The organism is Bdellovibrionota bacterium (assembly GCA_035292885.1).
In the GTDB taxonomy this organism is placed as follows: Bacteria; Bdellovibrionota_G; JALEGL01; order JALEGL01; family DATDPG01; genus DATDPG01.
This window is the reverse complement of record DATDPG010000019.1, coordinates 21440-38712: the sequence shown is the minus strand read 5'-3', so window position 1 is coordinate 38712 and position 17273 is coordinate 21440. Positions and strand designations below refer to the sequence as shown.

General features: G+C 56.3%; 17 protein-coding genes. 8 read left to right on the top strand and 9 right to left on the bottom strand.

The features are described 5' to 3' along the window. Positions 1-4: 4 nt before the first annotated feature. On the top strand, positions 5-1000 hold the full coding sequence (locus VI895_01220; GenBank protein ID HLG18419.1) for an adenosine deaminase: 996 nt from the start codon (positions 5-7) through the stop codon (positions 998-1000). 3 nt (positions 1001-1003) lie between these two features. Here VI895_01220 and VI895_01215 read toward each other — a convergent pair whose 3' ends face one another. Genes VI895_01215 through VI895_01205 form a run of 3 tightly spaced genes read right to left on the bottom strand, consistent with a single transcriptional unit; the run spans position 1004 to position 3930 of the window. Then, complete coding sequence (locus VI895_01215) at positions 1004-1573, bottom strand: GNAT family N-acetyltransferase (protein ID HLG18418.1); 570 nt, start codon at positions 1571-1573, stop codon at positions 1004-1006. Between the two features lie 41 nt (positions 1574-1614). Continuing rightward, positions 1615-2163, bottom strand: coding sequence for a hypothetical protein (locus VI895_01210; GenBank protein ID HLG18417.1), 549 nt, complete (start codon positions 2161-2163; stop codon positions 1615-1617). A gap of 30 nt (positions 2164-2193) precedes the next feature. Next, entirely contained in the window at positions 2194-3930 is a 1737-nt protein-coding gene (locus tag VI895_01205; GenBank protein HLG18416.1) for a hypothetical protein, read from the bottom strand. A 144-nt stretch (positions 3931-4074) separates the two neighbouring features. On the opposite strand from VI895_01205, the gene VI895_01200 reads away from it, so the two are divergent. Both VI895_01200 and VI895_01195 read left to right on the top strand, forming a co-directional pair. Next, complete coding sequence (locus VI895_01200) at positions 4075-5484, top strand: NapC/NirT family cytochrome c (protein HLG18415.1); 1410 nt, start codon at positions 4075-4077, stop codon at positions 5482-5484. 23 nt (positions 5485-5507) lie between these two features. Beyond that, complete coding sequence (locus tag VI895_01195; GenBank protein HLG18414.1) at positions 5508-6341, top strand: hypothetical protein; 834 nt, start codon at positions 5508-5510, stop codon at positions 6339-6341. A 28-nt stretch (positions 6342-6369) separates the two neighbouring features. On the opposite strand, the gene VI895_01190 is transcribed toward VI895_01195, so the two are convergent. Beyond that, on the bottom strand, positions 6370-7266 hold the full coding sequence (locus VI895_01190) for a hypothetical protein (protein HLG18413.1): 897 nt from the start codon (positions 7264-7266) through the stop codon (positions 6370-6372). Positions 7267-7340: 74 nt separating this feature from the next. Between VI895_01190 and VI895_01185 the strand changes: the two genes are divergently transcribed. The 4 genes from VI895_01185 (at position 7341) to VI895_01170 (ending at position 10343) form a co-directional block, all read left to right on the top strand. Next, on the top strand, positions 7341-7661 hold the full coding sequence (locus VI895_01185) for a hypothetical protein (protein ID HLG18412.1): 321 nt from the start codon (positions 7341-7343) through the stop codon (positions 7659-7661). A 29-nt stretch (positions 7662-7690) separates the two neighbouring features. Beyond that, positions 7691-8224 (top strand): hypothetical protein, encoded by a 534-nt coding sequence (locus tag VI895_01180; GenBank protein HLG18411.1) that lies wholly within the window; start codon positions 7691-7693, stop codon positions 8222-8224. A 218-nt stretch (positions 8225-8442) separates the two neighbouring features. Further along, a complete protein-coding gene (locus tag VI895_01175; protein HLG18410.1) occupies positions 8443-9774 on the top strand; it encodes an APC family permease in 1332 nt (443 codons plus the stop codon). A gap of 68 nt (positions 9775-9842) precedes the next feature. Continuing rightward, positions 9843-10343 carry a hypothetical protein gene (locus tag VI895_01170; GenBank protein HLG18409.1) on the top strand — a complete coding sequence of 167 codons (501 nt, stop codon included), beginning with the start codon at positions 9843-9845 and terminating at the stop codon, positions 10341-10343. A 57-nt stretch (positions 10344-10400) separates the two neighbouring features. Here the strand turns inward: VI895_01170 and VI895_01165 are convergent, their stop codons facing one another. Next, positions 10401-11405, bottom strand: coding sequence for a dihydroorotate dehydrogenase-like protein (locus VI895_01165; protein HLG18408.1), 1005 nt, complete (start codon positions 11403-11405; stop codon positions 10401-10403). Continuing rightward, positions 11389-14961, bottom strand: a complete 3573-nt coding sequence (nifJ, locus tag VI895_01160; protein HLG18407.1) for a pyruvate:ferredoxin (flavodoxin) oxidoreductase — start codon at positions 14959-14961, stop codon at positions 11389-11391. Before nifJ ends, VI895_01165 begins: the two co-directional genes overlap by 17 nt. A 299-nt stretch (positions 14962-15260) precedes the next feature. On the opposite strand from nifJ, the gene VI895_01155 reads away from it, so the two are divergent. Continuing rightward, positions 15261-15605, top strand: coding sequence for an RNA-binding protein (locus tag VI895_01155; GenBank protein HLG18406.1), 345 nt, complete (start codon positions 15261-15263; stop codon positions 15603-15605). Positions 15606-15665: 60 nt separating this feature from the next. Here VI895_01155 and VI895_01150 read toward each other — a convergent pair whose 3' ends face one another. The 3 genes from VI895_01150 to VI895_01140 are packed head-to-tail and all read right to left on the bottom strand — an operon-like array spanning position 15666 to position 17207. Beyond that, positions 15666-15944: a GIY-YIG nuclease family protein gene (locus VI895_01150; GenBank protein HLG18405.1), complete on the bottom strand. Its 279-nt coding sequence runs from the start codon at positions 15942-15944 to the stop codon at positions 15666-15668. A gap of 12 nt (positions 15945-15956) precedes the next feature. Then, positions 15957-16892 carry an ROK family protein gene (locus tag VI895_01145; protein HLG18404.1) on the bottom strand — a complete coding sequence of 312 codons (936 nt, stop codon included), beginning with the start codon at positions 16890-16892 and terminating at the stop codon, positions 15957-15959. Positions 16893-16895: 3 nt separating this feature from the next. Next, positions 16896-17207: a hypothetical protein gene (locus VI895_01140; protein HLG18403.1), complete on the bottom strand. Its 312-nt coding sequence runs from the start codon at positions 17205-17207 to the stop codon at positions 16896-16898. Positions 17208-17273 lie beyond the last annotated feature (66 nt).

The following is a 17273-nucleotide window of genomic DNA, read 5'->3' as shown; positions in this document are numbered from 1 at the left end:
TTCCGTGAAGGGGTTCATCGAAAAACTCCCCAAAGCGGAGTTGCACATTCACATCGAAGGTTCGCTGGAGCCCGAACAGATCTTCGCCTTAGCGAAGCGAAATCAAATCAAATTGAAGCACGCGTCCGTAGCGGTGCTTCGGCGGGCGTATGAGTTCACCAACCTTCAATCTTTCCTGGACGTGTACTACGAGGGAATGTCGGTTCTTCAAACCGAACAAGATTTCTACGACCTGATGACGGCTTACTTGAAAAAGGCCCACTCGCAAAATGTCCGCCATGCGGAAATCTTTTTCGATCCCCAGGCGCACACTTCACGCGGGGTCGCTTTTGAAACCGTGATTCACGGCCTGCGGCGAGCCCAGGAAGACGCCGAATCGAAATCAGGCATTTCGACGAGGCTTATTCTTTGTTTCCTTCGTCATTTGAGCCAGGACGATGCGCTCAAGACGCTCGAAGAGGCCCTCCCGTTCAAGAAATGGTTCGTCGCAGTCGGACTGGATTCCTCCGAAGTGGGGCACCCGCCGAGTAAGTTCACGAAAATCTTCAGTTTGGCTCGGTCGGAAGGTTTGTTAACGGTGGCGCACGCGGGAGAAGAGGGCCCGCCGGAATATATCTGGGAGGCGATCGAGCAGTTGCACGCTTCGCGGATTGATCACGGCGTTCGCTGTCTGGAAGACCCCGCGCTTATCCGATACTTGGCCGAGAAACACATTCCACTCACCGTATGTCCTCTGTCAAATGTTCGCCTGCGCGTCTTTAACGAGATGAAAGACCACACCCTTAAACGGCTGCTCGATTATGGGCTGTGCGTCACCGTCAATTCGGACGATCCCGCTTATTTTGGGGGATATATCAACGAGAACTTCGTGGCGGCTCAAAAAGCGCTCGGACTGAAAAAGGACAATCTTTTGACGCTGGCCCAAAACTCCTTCAAAGCTTCGTTTCTGTCCGAGAAAGATAAGTCTCGGCATCTTTCGGAGTTCACGGTGCCTGGTTAGTTCTTACAGCGCTTTACGCACACGCTGCTTCCCTCCGTCTCGGTTCCCGACGACTTTAAAACCCGCCTCTAGAAACATCGGTCGAGTGCCCGTATACGTAAAGGCGGCTGCGGTCGGCTTCCCGTCGGGAGAGGGGCGCACCGGATACCCTTCCACTATTTTCGCTCTCCGCTTCTTGAGGGCGGCGATTGCACGCTTGAGGAGAAGTCCGGCTACACCCTGCCTTCGATACCCGCGTTGAATAAAGAAACAGGGGATCGACCAGACACGATCGGCATCCGCACATGCCAGACTCGGGGACCGGTCCAATCGTGCATAGTCCGTCCGGCGATCGAAAGAACACCAACCGATCGGTTCTCCATCGGCAAACGCCAAAATCCCATGTGCCTGGCCGGATCGGATCAATTTCCGAAACCGTTCTTTGTTCATCTCACCCTTCATGTCATCCCATTTTTCCCCTTTTTCCGCCCGCCAAAACATGCACCAACAGCCACCGCAGGCGCCCCGGAGTCCGAATAATCGTTCGATCTCCGGCCACATTTTCGGTTTGACTTCTTTTGTTTCGAATTGCATCGGGTAAATTCTCCCATCGATGACGCTTGTTCAGCGACCAACTAAAATCTGAACGACGGGCCAACCGTCAGGTCGATGTCCACGTTGAAATTTCCGCCGTTCGGGTTCGGCACCGAATAGAAGAAGTTTTTTACATCGAAATTGATCCCGAGCCAGCGGATCGGCGTGTGAATGTCCAGGCCACCGCCGAGAAAACCTCCCCAGCCCGTCACATCTCCGAGTTGGATACGCATCGGGCCGGCGGTCGAATAAAGACTTCCGGTCCACGCACTCTCCGACAGGCCGAGACGAACCGGCATTCCGTAAAGAACGCCGAGATCGGTGATGAGGAATAGTTCGCCGTCCGAAACAAACGGTCGTGCTCCCTGATCCGTCGCCGTACCGCCAAGGATCATTTCAGCCGTTGCACCCCAATGAGACTCGGTTTCCACCATGTACGTCAATCCGCCCGCTGTCAGCGTCCGGAGAAAATCCCCTGTATAGAACGTCACTTTCGGGACGACGGTTTGTTCGACGGCCATCGCAACTCGGAAGTTGATCAATCCGGTCGCGCACATCAGGAACAAAAGGAGGCTTCGCCTATGATTCATGGTTCACTAGTGTATCGGGGTCTTTGAAAATTACGATTCGCCGGGTGTTCTCGACGTCCGCCGCAAAATCCTCGGCGCCAAAATAAGCGCCGCGCCGTAAATGGCGAAAGAAGCGAACAGCGTCGTCGAAAAACCGACCCGAAAATCTTCCCAGACCAGTTTTACGCCGCCCAGGAATAGAAGCGTGTACGCCAGCCAATCCGCCTGAAGATTCCGTTTCCAACGACCGACCAACGCAACGATCAATGCGGAGATCGCAAGCGTCATCGTGCGAACGGAAGCCAGGGCCGAGACATGCAGCGACCCCTCCGATCGCGCCGAGAGAACATCCGTCGCAAGCGACGTGATCAAGCCATTGATGGTGAAAACGACGGCGAAAAGCGCCGCCATTCCCGGGAGCCGGTTCGCAAGCAACCCTTCCCGCTTTCGAGGAGGTTTGGCGATCACCAACATGAGAATCGACGCCAGGATCGCCGTCAGCATGGGCCGATTCAGCCAAGCCTCCAGCGTGACCTCTCGGCGCATCGCTGCGTCCACCAGCGTCGCCACCCAACCGGAGTCGAGCAATGCCGCGGCGAGATAGACGGCGCCATGGACGCAAAGCGTCCCGCGTCCCTTCCAATTCCCCAGACCGGCGGCAAAAAGGGCCACAAAGCTCAGAGCTAAAACAAGATCGGCGCCACGCGACAGCACCACAATGGAAACGATCACGAGCGTCAGAGCCAACGTCGTGTAGGAAAAGAAATTTCGCCGAGTCTCCGCCTTCCGTTCCAAGAAGGCGAACGACGCCGCGTAACTCGCTCCCGCGAATAATAGACACGAGACTCCCAGCCAAGCTCCGGGTAACTCTCTGAAACGAATGGCGGCCAACATCCCCCCCAGTCCGATCGTCAACGCCGCCAAGGACTGGAGAATTTCCAATATGTGCACGGCCCGATTCTGGTTAAAGAGACGGATGGAGAAGCTTCCGAGATACGCGGCCAAAAAAGCCGTCTCCATGACGGAAAATGTGAGAAGGCCGACTCCCGCCACCGCTTCCGAATCGGGGCGGGCCACAAAAGCAAACCCGAAGACGAGCATGCCTAAATTGGCCACGCCCGCCGTGTAAGCCGAGAGGGTCGGCCAATCCCGGGTGTACGCCATCCAAAGCGTACCCAATCCCAACAACAGAAGTAGAATCAGGAATGGCACCGGCCGGGCCGTTCCAAAGGCAAGGCCCAAAAGAAGAGGGCCCGCGGGTATCGCGAACGTCCAGGCCAGGGTCTGGGATTTTCGAATCCAGGCGAAAGCGAGCGACATGGATGCGAAAACGAATACTGCGCCGGCACTGGCGGCGGGCGAAAAGAAACCGAATTTGATCGTCGATTCCCAAAGCAAAGGAAAAGCGATCACGGCGGATGAGATCCCGTAAAACAGCGAGCTGTCCATTCGGCCGGATTTTGCCGCGCGATTCGAGAAAACGATCCAGACGGCCGCATATGACAGCCCCATGACGGCGCCCACCATGGGGGGCAGCGCCCCGGATGAGGTCATGGCCCGCAGGAAAAATGCGCCGCCCAAGATGATCAGCGTCCGGCCGATCAACGCAACGATCGATCCGACGCTGGAAATTCGATCCAAGGGGGAAGCCGTCTTTGGAGTCCCGCCGGCGGAAGGACTCGAGCTGTCGAAAAACGAAGAAGAAACGCCGACTTTCTCCTCAAGCTCTCGAACCCGTTTCGAAAGCTCGTCCATTCGCGCCTTCAAGCGTCGAAGATCTTCGTTCATAGCGCCCTCTTTTTCTTTTACTTCAATCTTAGAATCGGCGAAACCAATGCTTGAGGGAGTCCGTCCTGATCCGAATCATGTCCTACGGGACGGCTCTGCGTACGATGATTTCACACGGGGATTCCCGTGGCAAAGGCAGGACGCATGCGGAAGTGGTTTAATTATTTTTTCCTCACGGTTACGCAATCGCCGCTAAGCCTGGCGGGTTCGACGATCACGACGGCCAGTGCATTTACGTTCCTGGCGCTGTTCGCGTTTGAGTCCCTCGGTTATTCGAAGGGTCCCTACTTCGGAATTTTAACCTTCATGATTGTTCCGGCGGTGTTCGTCGCCGGTTTGGTTCTGATTCCGGTCGGGATTTGGGTGTACCGAAGAAGATTGGCCCAGGGCGCGCTTCCCCGCATCCTGCCCGTGATCGATCTGAATAATGAGCGGACAAGGAAGGTCGTTCTGGCCTTTGCTGCGTTGACGATCGTCAATCTCGGAATCCTCGGAATCGCCAGTTATAAGGGCTTGCACGTCATGGAATCCAACGCGTTTTGCGGAACGACCTGCCATACGGTGATGCAACCCGAACATACCGCCCATCTCCGCTCTCCGCACGCAAGGGTCAACTGCGTGGACTGTCACATCGGAGCCGGCGCGAACTGGTTCGTTAAATCCAAACTCTCCGGCTCGTGGCAGGTGGTCGCAACCGCGTTCAACCTCTACCCGCGGCCCATCCCCTATCCCATTCATAACCTCCGGCCCGCGCGCGAGACTTGCGAGCAGTGCCATTGGCCGGAGAAATTCGTCGGGGACCGGCTGAAAGTAATCACGCGTTATAAGGAGGACGAAAAAAACACCGAGCTAAAAACAGTTCTCCTGCTACGAATCGGAGGCATCGAGGGGCGCGAATCCCACGGCATTCACTGGCACGTGGATCGAAACGTGAATGTCCGATACCTCGGCGACGAGAAACGCGACAACATTTATGACGTCGAGCTGATCAAACCGGACGGCAGTGTCGTGAAATATGCCACGCAGGCTGAAAGGCCGAAGGACGCTCGATTGCAGTGGAGAAATATGGATTGCGTCGATTGTCATAATCGCCCCACGCACATCTATCGCATGCCGTCGGACGATCTGGACCGATCGATCCAAGAGGGGAAAATCGACCGGTCCCTCCCCTTTATCCGACGAGAAGGCCTACGATTGTTAAAGGTGGATTATTCCTCGCACGACGATGCTCGGAAGAAGATCCGAGAGGGATTAACGGCGTTTTACGCGCAGCAGTATCCCGCCGTCGCTGCGGAAAAGAAGGAATTCGTCGGACGCGCGGCCGACGAACTCGGAAATCTTTACTCGTACAACGTTTTTCCCGCCATGAAAGTGAAGTGGGGAACCTACACGAACCGTATCGGTCACGAGAATTCCCCCGGCTGCCAACGCTGCCACGACGGCGACCATAAAACCGCCGGCGGCGCGGCCATTTCCGACGATTGCGACACGTGCCACAGTTTGCTGGCTCAAGAGGAGGAAAATCCGAAGATTTTGGCCGAATTACAACCTTAGCGTACCGTGTTCCACAAATGCATATGAAGCGCATCTGTTTCATTTTAGCGACGTTCCTCGTCGCGGCGCGGAGTGTTGCCGCGGCTCCGCCTGCGACAAACCCATGCCCGGGGCCGATCGAGTCGATCACCGACCCGGCGCCGGTGGATGTCGACAAGCTACTGGGGACCGTTGGCGCACTTAAGACGGCCAACGGTCAAAAGGCGCTCGAAGTCTCTCCCGCTATCGCGCAGGGAGTCCGAGATACGTTCAATCTCGCTTTGGTCAAGACCAAGATGGAACAATTCTATCGATTGCTCCACGTGATTCAGGCGGGAATTTCGAAATCGGCCGGGAAACGAACCCCCCTGGATTCTTTGGACGTTCGGAAGATGTTGATCGCTTCCGGTGTCTTCTCCGACGCTAAAACCCCGGCGCAGATCTCCGGCGTCGATGTCGACCGACGGGATCCGGAGCAACCGAAGTACGAGGTCAGGTTCAAAACAGACAAAACTACCGTTGCACTCAACCATGGGGCAGGCTTTTTCGGCTGGGAGAGCGGCCGCTGCCAGCAAACCAAGGCGCTGATCTTCAGACCGTCGTTCTCGTTCACGCTCCGGTTACGGAAGAACGGGAATCTTGTGGCCCAGAATTTTTCAGGCGTGGATCTCTTCGGCGATTTCGGAAGCCGGGGTTTGTTTGACGTCGACGTGGAGTATATCAGTCTCCGGTCGGTTGAATTTTACAAGGGCACGAAGCTCGGAAAAGTCACCGCCTACGTCTCACCGGAGGAGTTCAAAAAGAACGATCACAATCCGATCCTTCGCGTGATTACGAAGTTTGTGGGCGACAGCGCCGTACAGCCGATCGACTGGTAAAGCCGGCCCGGACTTCCGCGCCAGCCAGCTACATCGCTTTGCAGTACGACGGAATCCAGGAACGTTCCAAGAGTTGTGGCGATATCGAGCCGTATTCGAAATCCTCGCCGTCCTTCACCATTTGATCGATGTTGAACAACAAGCGGCTTTCCGGAATGTCCCGGTAAAACATTCGATAGAGGGGGCCGACCATTCGATGCGCGGCCCGAATCCCGACGTTTCCGATGAAATTCCGGCGCTGACCGATGTGCGCGATCTCGTCCACCATGATCTCGTAAAGCAACTCACGCACGCGCGCACAGGCTTCGACTTCATCGGCAAAAATGTCGTCCAAGGCGCCATCCACGTGCCGATAGAACGTGATCCCCATTAACTCGGTGATAAACGCGGGGGGAGCCATCAGCGCTTCCGGGACGTAAGGGAAAAGCCGGTATACACGCCCCATCAGCGGCCCCAAAGGCACCCATTCCACCCGGTCGAGATGAAAGGTCCGAAACATTTCATGAAAAAATCGCACGTGGCAAAACTCTTCCGCTAAATGGTATCGGCTGATCCGGTCCGTGACCGATTTCGTTCGAGCCATCGAAGGGATCGCATCCCACGCGCCGGAGATTCCGACCCACTCGTGCCTTGCGAATTTATAAACGCACGTGAGTAAGAGCGTCTTTCGGTCCAGCGTCTTGGGATCGTCCACGAGTTTCACGTAATTCCGATAAAACGATTCGGGGTCAACCAGCGGTTTTCGCGAACGAACGGGATTCGCCTGAAAATACGCGAGTTTTTCCCTCTTCTTCGACAAATCCTTCTCATCTTCGAAGATCTCGCCGGAGTGGCGCCTGGAAAACTCCCAATAGTCCAGGAAGTTCTGATTTCGATCATCCTTTTTCGAGGGAGCAAAGATAGACTTATACTTAGGCGACGGCATAGGCGGGAGCCTACCGAATGATGTCAACTTGTCGAGAAAAGATAAAACGAGGACTGCTTATTTTCTCCCTTGCAATGATCGCCTTGGGAATTTTTCTCGCTTTCTGGGGGAGGCAGGCGGCTGCGGAAAAGACCGGGGACTCCCCCTTTCCGAAATTCTGGCTTGAATGCAAGTCGGATGCGGATTGTCGGGTCGTTCAGGGAGTGTGCGGCGCCTGGGATTGCGTGAACCGGCGGGCAACGGCGGAACTCGATACACTCAATCGTAAAATGGAGAAGGATTACGGCTGCGGCGGCGGGGCGGTGTCCGTTCGACCGAAACCGAGGGCTATCTGCAAGACCGAAAGTTGCCGCTGCGATTTCGAACCGACGCCGAAGCCGGGCGGGAAGTGGTAATCTGCGAAAAAAGTGATAAACCTTCCCGCATGAACAAAACCCTTTGGACCTTTTTCGGAACGCTTCTTTTCGCTTTGACCACTTCATCGGCGAGTGAAGTCACCTATACGGCTCTCAAGGATTGGATCAAAGAATCTCCCTCCTCGAGCATGCGGCGGGACCAGTATCGCCTTCCCGGATCGAAGGGAGCGGAAGACGCTACGTTGAGCGTGTTTTATTTTCCCGGGACCGGCGGCTCGGTCGATTCGAATTTGCAGCGCTGGTACGGGCAGTTTCAAAAGAAAGACGGCTCTCCCGTAACGGGACCGGAAACGAAAAAAGAGATCAAGGCGAACGATCTTCCGGTAACGATTATTTACGTCACGGGGACCTATCTGGAATCGCAATCGCCGATGATGACGGGAGGCCCCGTCGAAAAGAAACCGGGATACGCCATGCTGGCGGCCATCGCCGAGAGTCCTTCCGGCCCCTGGTTCTTCAAGGCGACCGGCCCTCAAGCAACGATCGATCGATGGCGTTCCGGGTTCGAGCAGTTTGCGAAGACGTTTGAAGCGAAGAAATAGCGGCTTGACTCGTTACCTCCCATTGGGATAGATCGCTTCCTACCCGTGTTGAGCGTAATCAGCAGGACTTCTTGGTATCGATCCTATTGGCCCGCGGGCCACAAGTAACGCCGCGCCCAGGCGGCGCATTTCATTCACATTTTCACCTCCTGATTACAAACGGACCCTTTCACGCGAGGACTTTCTCGTGTGGACCGCAGAATAAAGAGGTTGGTACCATGAACACAACGGAGAATAGGTCCCTCATTCGAGGACTCGCTATTTCCGGCCTTTCGGCCGCGATTTTCAACTGCACGGTGGGAGGCGGCATTTTCCGCCTGCCCGGGATTGTTTATCTGCAGGCGGGAGCATGGACGCCCCACGTCTACTTGGTGTGCGGCGCGCTTATATTGTGCGTAGGATTTTGCTTCGCCCTCGTGGGCCGACAGACGCTGAAAACAGGGGGTCCGTACGCGTATGTGATGCAAGCCTTTGGACCGTACCCGGGATTTGTCGCTGGAGTCTTGGTCTGGCTTCTGGGGACGTTCGCAATGGCATCGGTGGCCAACGCACTCATGGACTCCTTTGCTGCTCTTTTTCCGGCTTTCGGCACGCTCACCGTACGCTCGGGGAGTCTTTTGGTTCTTTTCGCCGGCCTTACCTTAGCGAACTTCCGAACCGTTCAGAAGAGTTCCACGCTTCTATTGATCGTTACCGCGCTCAAGTTGTTGCCGCTTCTCGCCTTGCTTGCGTTCGGTCTGCCCGAATTGCGAGGTGGGGCCATTTTAATTCACGCTCCGTTCGAGCCGAAAAGTTTCGCTCGCACGGCGATGCTGCTCATCTTCGCGTACATGGGAATCGAAAGCGCCCTGGTTCCCAGCGGAGAAATCCGCGATCCTCGAAAAACCGTCCCGATCTCTCTCGCGATCGCTCTGGCCAGCGTTGTGGTCCTGTATGTGAGCCTTCAAATGGTCAGCCAGGCCGTCCTCGGGGACGGACTCAGCAAAAATGTCCAGGCTCCTCTTGTAGCCGTCGCGGGAGAACTGTTTGGGGAACCGGGGCGGTGGTTTTTGGTCGCCGGCGCGGCGATGTCCATGTTCGGGTTTCTCTTCAGCATGACGTTGTCTCTTCCACGCGTGCTCTACGCTTTTTCCGAACGCGGAGTTCTACCGAACTTTTTTTGCCGCTTAAATCCGAATCATCGGACGCCCAACATAGCCATCGCGACACAAAGTGCTTTGGTTTTGGTCCTGACGGTGTCGAGTTCATTCGAGGCGCTCGCGGTTTTGGCCAACTTGTCGGCCGTGCTTCTTTACATTTTATGTATCGCCGCCGCATGGATCGTGGATCAGCGCACGCGATTATCGTCTCGGTCTTCATCCAAAACGATCGTCGTTCACGCCTGCGCCGCCGTGTCCATCGGAACGATGCTCTGGCTGCTCACCAGCATCTCCATCAAAGAATGGGCGGTTCTGGTCTGTACGATCGCTGTTTTTTCGGTCTTGTACGTGCTGGCTGGAAGAAGATCCGGCCGTTCGGGTGCGATGCTCCCGGCGGAAGCTCTGAAGTAGTTTTCGGTATCTCCGTTGGCAATAAACGCGTCAGTCTGATACAGAACACGGCCGCGAAAGGAGTGAATATGCGCGAAAATAATTTCTTTGTAATTTCAACCGTTTGCATTTTGGCTCTAGCAACGTCCCGCTGCAGCAACGACACCATGGGGTTTTCGGAAACGTTCCGTGCCGACGACCTCGTGACGAACAGCATATTCAAAAAAGACAGCCGCGCTCAAGGAACGGGAACCGGCGACGAAGTTTCCGGGGAGTTCCGCCTTACGGTGGTTTCCGACGGAGTCTCCAGCGGATTCGTAAAGTTGAATGACAGCGACATCATGGATCCGAGCGATTTCCACAACGATTCGTTTGAAAAGACGATCGAAGTGAATCTCTTTGAGGAAAATACGATCGAGGTCGAGATCCGGGGCCAACCGGGTGACCAGCTCTGCGTCCGCGTCTTCGAGATCGAGAACGACGAATCCGAGCGCGGTATTTTCGAGCAGTGCGTGGACCGGACCGCGGGACCGCCGAACAACGTGTCGGTGGTGATCTCGCCGACCCCCACGCCGACTCCGACGCCATAATTTCCGTCTTCGTCCCTCTGGGACTCGACGGTTAGGGATTTTCCGGGGAATGCCGTTCTACCAGCGGAAGCTCTGAAGCAGCTTGATGTAGTTTCCGCGTGCGTACGCCTTCGGATCGGGGCAGTGGAGGAGATTCATGTTACCCCGCATTTTCTCCAGCGAATCGTACTCGTTCTTTTCGAGCCAATCCGACATTTCATGTCGAATCTGCGCCAAATACTTTGGACCTTTTCGGAGAAGGACCGAGACCAACTGAACCGCGTGCGCGCCCGCCATGGTCGCCTTCACGGCATCAATGCCCGAGTGCACGCCGCCGCTGACGGCGAGAGATGGCTTCACCCGTCCCGATAGAACGGCAAGCCACGTCAAACGGAGGGTCAATTCGCTCGGATCCGAAAGCCGGAGTGTCTGACGCACCTCCAGCTCCTCCGGGTCGATGTCCGGTTGGTAAAACCGATTGAACAGGACGAGGCCGTCGGCACCGGCCTCTTCAAGTTTTTTTGCAAAGTGCGGAAGCGAAGAAAAAAAGGGAGAAAGCTTCACGGCGATCGGGATTTTCACCGTTTTTCGAACGTTCCGTAGGATCGATTCCACCCGCCGTTCCACGGCGGCGGCATCGTCGCTTAAATCAGTGGGAACGGAATAGACATTCAATTCGAGAGCATCGGCTCCCGCTTCTTCGATGAGGCGGGCGTATTGGAGCCAGCCGCCTTCGGTCGTTCCATTGAGCGATCCGATCACCGGGACACCTACCGACAATTTGATCTCTCGAATCTGTTCGAGGTAGTCGTCCGGCCCGAGTTGATATTCCGCCGGAGTTGGGAGATAGCTCAGCGCTTCACCAAACGAGTCCGTGTAGCTGTCGACGTGCGCCTGCGCTCCGAGCGTCTCGCCGACGATCTGTTCCTCGAACAGCGAGTGCATGACGATGGCCGCCGCCCCCGAATCTTCCAGTATTTTCACCAGGTCGAGGTCGTCAACCATGGGCGATGCTCCCGGAATCAGCGGGTGAGGGAGCTTGAGGCCGAGATAGTTCGTCGTGAGGTCAGCCACGGCTTCCATTCCCCGTGCCGTCCTTACCGTCGTCTCTGGGGATCCGCAAGCCGGCGAGCTGCTCGTAAATCGACCAACGGTCGGCCGCCTGCCGAACCGCCTTCTGCATCAGGCGTTGAAATCGTTTCGGATCGATTTTCTCGGCCATACGAAAACGGGTCTCTCCTTGCATGTAGTCAATCGGCCGGCTCTTGGGAGGAGGCGAATCGAGTTGCAGCGGCGGCTGGTTTTCGGCCACACGGCGCGGATCAAATCGGTAGAGCGGCCAGATTCCCGAATCGACGGCCAGCTTCTGTTGCGCAGGCCCGTAAGCCATGTTGTACCCGTGTGCAATGCAGTGGCTGTAAGCGATGATCATCGACGGGCCGTCGTACGATTCGGCTTCCATGAATGCCCGCACCGTTTGAGCATCTTTGGCTCCCAGTGCCACGCGAGCGACATAGATATGCCCATACGTCATCGCCATCATCCCAAGATCCTTCTTGGGAAGTTCGCGTCCGGCCATGGCGAATTTTGCCGCGGCGCCCATGGGTGTGGATTTGGACTGCTGCCCTCCCGTATTCGAATAGACCTCGGTGTCCAATACCAAAAGATTGACGTTCTTCCCCATGGCAAGCACGTGGTCCAAGCCTCCGAAGCCGATATCGTAAGCCCACCCGTCCCCTCCGACGATCCAAATGCTCTTGCGCACCAGCTCGTCGGCCAATTCGAGAAGTTGGGGAGCCTCGGGCCGCGAATTTTTTCGCAGGCGGCCCTTAAGATCCTCCACCCGTTTCCGCTGCGCGGAGATTTCTTCCTCGGTCGTCTGCGGCGAATCGAGAAGTTGCCGTACAAATTCATCTCCCAAGTCGGGTTGAAGCGTCTCCACCAGACGCCGCACCATGCGGACTTTGGCGTCCTGCCCCAAGCGGTAGCCGAAACCAAATTCGGCATTGTCTTCAAACAACGAATTCGACCAGACCGGCCCCCGCCCTTCTCGATTTTTCGAGTACGGCGTCGTCGGAAGGTTGCCGCCGTAAATCGACGAACAGCCGGTGGCGTTGGCGATCATCAGGCGATCTCCAAACAGCTGGGTCAAGAGTTTCAGGTAAGGCGTCTCTCCGCAACCGGCGCACGCTCCCGAATACTCGAAAAGCGGTTGGAGAAACTGCGAACCTTTGACGTCGGCTTTGATCTTCGTCCGATCCGCCTCCCGAACTTGCAGAAAGAACGCATAGTTGGCGATTTCCGTTTCCCGGATCGGTCTCTGAGGAACCATGTCGATCGCCTTGTGTTTCGGATTCGACTTGTCCTTCGCGGGGCAAACCATCACGCAGAGCGTGCATCCCGTGCAATCTTCCGGCGCGACCTGGATGGTGTATTTCATTCCCGGAAGATCGTGGCTCTTAAATTCGTTCGATTTGAACGTTGGAGGCGCTTGAGCGAGATCTCCGGGTGAATAAACTTTGGCACGGATCGCCGCGTGCGGGCAGATCAGCGCGCATTTGTTGCACTGGATACAGATGCTCGGATCCCACGCCGGGATTTCCGACGCGAGATTTCGTTTTTCCCAGCGGCTCGTCCCCGTCGGCCACGTGCCGTCGGGCGGGAATGCGCTGACGGGAAGCAGGTCCCCTTTGTTTGCCATCATGAGCGCCGTCACACGCTGCACCAGATCGGGCGCCTCGCCGGCGACCATCGGCAGGCGCGGAGCGGACCATTTCGGCGACGCCGGCACGGGCAGTTCATGCAAATGCGCCAGAGTCTGGTCCACGGCCTCGATGTTCTGCCGGACCACGTCGGGACCGCGCTTGGCGTACGTTTTTTGAATCGCGCCTTTGATCGCGGCGATAGCTTCATCCTTCGAGAGCACCGAGGAAAGCGCAAAGAAGCAAACCTGCATGATCGTGTTGACCCGCCCCTTTATCCCGGCTTCTAAGGCGATTTTGTCCGCCTCAATTGAATAGACGCGGAGTTTTTTCTGAACGATCGCTTCCTGCGCCTCTTTCGGAAGATGCTCCCACACCCGATCGATCGGATACGGCGCATTGAGAAGGACCGTGGCGCCCGCCCTGGCAAATTCCAGGATCTCCAGCTTTTCGAGAAAATTGAACTGATGGCACGCAACGAAATCGGCCTCTTGGATTTGATACGTCGAGTGAATCGGTTTCTTTCCGAAGCGGAGGTGCGACGCGGTCATCGCCCCCGCCTTTTTCGAGTCGTAGACAAAATATCCTTGGGCGTAAAGATCGGTCCCTTCACCAATGATCTTGATCGAGTTCTTATTGGCCCCCACGGTTCCGTCCGATCCGAGGCCGAAAAATAGCGCTTCGGTCACTCCCTCACGCCGCGGTTCGGGCGCCGACTCGAATGGAAGCGACGTACGAGACACATCGTCGTTGATTCCGACGGTGAAACGGTTCTTCGGCACGGCCTGCTTCAGATTCGAGAACACCGCCTTCACCATGGCCGGCGTGAACTCTTTCGAGGAAAGCCCGTACCGCCCGGCCACGATTCGGGGGAACGCTTTTTCCGAGGATCCGTCGGCACGCGTTTCGTGCAGGGCGCACACGACATCCAAATAGAGCGGCTCGCCCGGGCCGCCCGGTTCCTTCGTCCGGTCGAGTACGGCGATCGATTTCACGCTCGCGGGGAGCGCTCGGCATAGCGCCCCAACGTCGAAGGGTCGATAAAGGCGTACGCATACGAGGCCGACTTTCTCGCCTCGACCCGCCCTTTCCTCCACGACTTCCAGCGCCGTCTCCGCCCCCGATCCCATCATGACGATGACACGTTCGGCCTGGGGGTGGCCGACGTAATCGAAAAGCCGGTATCGCCGCCCACTCCGTTCGCCGAATCGATCCATCATCTGCTGAACGACGGAAGCGCAGTTGGAGTACCAGGGATTGCAGGCCTCTCTGGCTTGAAAGAACGCGTCGGGATTTTGCGCCGTCCCGCGGATCACCGGCCGATCGGGAGTGAGCGAACGGTTTCGGAACTCGGAAATCCTTTTGGGATCGGTCAACGCTTTCAGATCGTCGTCGGAAAGCGGCTCGATCTTTGCGATCTCGTGGGACGTTCGAAATCCGTCAAAGAAGTGGAGGAAGGGAATGCGAGATTCGAGCGAAGCCATCTGTGCGATCAGCGCCAGATCTTGGGCTTCTTGAACGGAATTGGAGCAGAGAAAGGCGAAGCCGGTTGGCCGGCAAGCCATGACATCCGAGTGATCGCCGAAAATCGAAAGAGCGTGCGTGGCCACGGTTCGCGCCGCCACATGCAACGTAAATGGCGTCAGCTCTCCCGCAATCTTGTAAAGATTGGGGATCATCAGCAACAACCCTTGTGAAGCCGTGAATGTTGTTGTGAGAGCGCCGGTCTGCAAAGCGCCGTGCACCGCTCCCGCCACGCCGCCCTCGGATTGCATCTCCACGACCTCCGGAACATCGCCGAAGATGTTTTTCATCCCTTTGGCGGCCCACTCATCCGCCCATTCCCCCATCGGCGATGACGGGGTGATGGGATAGATGGCGATGACTTCATTCGTGCGGTACGCAATCGAACCGACGGCTTCGTTGGCGTCCAACATGACCGAGCTGTTTTTCTTCACTGTTCCACTGTCCGGGTAAACGGTTGAAGGGACCATGATCCAGATCATTTATGCTGCCTGGCGTTAAATTCTCCGTATGCCGGAAGTCTTTGAAACTATGCATATTTATTCGATTGACTGAAGTTTGAACGACCACCAGACAGACTCTTCTCGTGACGTTGCGCCGATTGACACGTACCGCGAATTGTGGCAAAAGCATTCGCCGTCGCCTCAGGGAGTGTTCGGCATGGTGCTTTGATCCTCTTTCGTGGCAACAATCCTCGAAAGAAGGAAAACAAATGAACAAGAAACTGTACGTAGGTAATTTACCCTTTTCTATTAACGACACTTCCCTCACGGAAATGTTCTCGGCTTTCGGCACCGTCGAATCCGCAAAGATCATTACCGACCGGGACACGGGTCGGAGCAAGGGTTTTGGTTTCGTCGAGATGTCCACGGACGCCGAGGCGAAAGAAGCGATTGCAAAGCTGAACGGCACCGAGCACGAAGGTCGTGCGCTTACGGTGAACGAAGCCCGTCCGATGGAGCCGCGGAGCGGCGGCGGAAACCGCAGTGGTGGTTTCGGCGGCGGCGGCGGCGGTGGCGGCAACCGGGATCGCGGTGGCCGCGGCAAGCGCTGGTAATTTAGAAAATCCTTTTTCCCCGCCCCTCTTTGGCCGGTAACGGCTGGAGAGGGGCGGTTTTTATTTGAGCTTTAAGAGTTCAAGCTTCGCGCGGCGCGAGAGCTTCTTGATGGCCGCCTCTCTTTTGAGAGCCGGAGATCTTCCCAAAACCTTTTCCTTAAAAACCACCTTCCGAGGCTTCGAGAATCGGAAGAACTTCGCGCCTTTTCCGGTTCGTTTGTGTTCGTCCATCCTTCGATCGATATCCTTCGTAACGCCTGTATAGAATTTTCCATCTTTCGTTTGAAGGATGTAAACGCACCATTCCTCCGCGTACGAATTGAATTTGCGTTTGACCATACGGTGGAAGGATCAGGCTCGGCGATTTCCCCCGGCAAACACCAGATAAGCGGCGCCCAAAAGACTCGCGTCGTTGGGATAACGGCCCCGAACAACCTCCAGATTTCGGGCCGGGTGATTTCGCAAACGACGCCGAAGCTCCCGTTTCATCGCCGGGGCAAAAGCCGAAAACGCGTGAGAGAGATTTCCTCCGACAACGACCAGATCCGGATCCAGACAGAAAGCGAGTGAAGCGATTCCCGAGGCCAGCGCTCTTCCCATTTCCTCAAATGTGCGCAGAGCCCTCCGGTCGCCGCCGCGCGACCGGCGGAAAAGTTCCTCCGCTGAGCGCCCGGTTCTCCTCTTCATGGCAGTTCCGGAGGCCATGGCTTCCAAGCATCCACGGTTTCCGCAGCCACAGAGGTGACCCCGTGGGTCCACGATGATGTGCCCTAGTTCGGCCCCTCCCCCTCTCGCGCCTCGAACCAAATGACCGTTCATCAGGATTCCACCACCGACACCGGTCCCTAACGTGAGAAAAACGACGTCCGATAACCCGCGAGCGGCTCCCTTCCAATGTTCGCCCAAAGCGGCGCAGTTACCGTCGTTTTCGAGATAACAGGGGATTTGAAGTTCTCGCCGGAAGGACTTCGCCAGTTGAACATTTCTCCAGTTCGGGAAATTGGGTGAGTAGGAGACCGTGCTTCCAGACCGATCCAAGAAACCGGGGACGGACACGCCGATGCCTTTGATTTTCCGGCCGATTGAAAAAAGATTGCGCGTTAATCGGATGATTTGGGCCAAAATTGCCTTCTCCGCGCGCCCACGCGGAGTCGGCTCGCTTCGTTGACCCAGAATCGTTCCATTGCGGGACACCATCGCAACGCGCAGATTCGTCCCGCCGATATCAATCGCCAAAGCAACCTGCCGTTCCGATGGTCTCCGTCGATTCTCGTTTCTACGCTTCACGATTTATTTCCCACTCTCGTACCCACCCAGAAATAACTTGGTTTCAAGCTCCATCGTAGCCCCTTCTCCCACCTTATAAGCTTCGAACAAAGCTTCAAGTGCGGAGATCATCGCACCGTATCGCGTAATCGATTCCGCGAACGTTAACGAATCCCTCGTATGCTCCGCCGTGGCGATCACACTGCGGTAATTCGGGAAACTTGATAGGTCTCTTTCCGCAATGGCCCGCATTTCGGGATTCGGCTCGGCGGCATACACAAGCTTGGCTTCGGTCAAGAGGAGCCGCGTGAAGATTCCGGTAGCCTTTCGGCACATAGGATCCGCGGTCGATTTTCTTACGCCATAATCGAAACGGAGTAAATCCATCGGGACAAAGCTCCT